1 protein-coding gene is annotated in these 1,289 nt (G+C 68.8%); it reads left to right on the plus strand.

Features of this window, described 5'->3' with window-relative positions:
- The coding region (locus tag ABZ876_RS39080) for a ribonuclease J (protein WP_361791203.1) at nucleotides 1-1,289 on the plus strand (1,289 nt) is incomplete at both ends.

Genomic DNA, 1,289 nt, shown 5'->3' on the forward strand with positions numbered 1-1,289 from the left:
GTGCCGTACCTGCTGCGGGAGCGGTCCGACATTCCCGTCGTCGGCTCCAAGCTGACGCTGGCGTTCCTGGAGGCCAAGCTCAAGGAACACGGCATCCGGCCGCGGACGGTGCGGGTGCGGGAGGGCGACCGGCGTGGCTTCGGGCCCTTCGACTGCGAGTTCGTGGCGGTCAACCACTCCATTCCCGACAGCCTCGCGGTCGCGATCCGTACCCGGGCCGGGATGGTGCTGCACACCGGCGACTTCAAGATGGACCAGTTCCCTCTCGACGACCGCATCACCGATCTGCGCGCCTTCGCCCGCCTCGGCGAGGAGGGCGTGGACCTGTTCCTCACCGACTCCACCAACGCCGAAGTACCCGGCTTCACCACCTCCGAGCGTGAGCTGAACCCGGCGATCGAGCAGGTGATGCGCACCGCGCCGCGCCGGGTCATCGTCTCCAGCTTCGCCAGCCACGTGCACCGCATCCAGCAGGTCCTGGACGCCGCCCACCAGCACGGCCGCAAGGTCGCCTTCGTCGGCCGGTCGATGGTCCGCAACATGGGCATCGCCCGTGACCTGGGCTATCTGAAGGTCCCCTCCGGTCTGGTCGTGAGCACGAAGGAGCTGGAGAAGCTCCCGGACCACAAGATCACTCTGGTGTGCACCGGCTCCCAGGGCGAACCGATGGCCGCGCTGTCACGGATGGCCAACCGCGACCACATGATCCGCATCGGCAAGGACGACACCGTCCTGCTCGCCAGCTCCCTCATCCCCGGCAACGAGAACGCCATCTACCGGGTGATCAACGGACTGACCCGGTGGGGCGCCCACGTGGTCCACAAGGGCAACGCCAAGGTGCACGTCTCCGGGCACGCCAGCGCCGGCGAACTCGTCTACTGCTACAACATCGTCAAGCCCCGCAACGTCATGCCCGTGCACGGTGAATGGCGCCACCTGCGGGCCAACGCCGACCTCGCCATCCGTACCGGTGTCGACCCCGAACGGGTCGTCATCGCCGAGGACGGTGTCGTCGTCGACCTGGTCGACGGGCGCGCCTCCATCACGGGCAAGGTCCCCGCCGGCAACGTCTACGTGGACGGCATGGAAGTCGGCGGCGCCACCGAAGCGTCCCTCAAGGACCGCCTCACCCTCGCCGCCGAAGGCGTGGTGACGGTGGTGGCGATCGTCGACGCGGACACCGGCGCGCTCGCCGAGGCCCCCGACTTCCTGGCCCGGGGCTTCGTGCACGACGAAGCCACCTTCGAGCCGGTCGTCCCCGTCATCGAGAAGACCCTGGCCACCGCGGC

The sequence above is a fragment of the Streptomyces sp. NPDC046931 genome (assembly GCF_040644655.1).
In the GTDB taxonomy this organism is placed as follows: domain Bacteria; phylum Actinomycetota; class Actinomycetes; order Streptomycetales; family Streptomycetaceae; genus Streptomyces.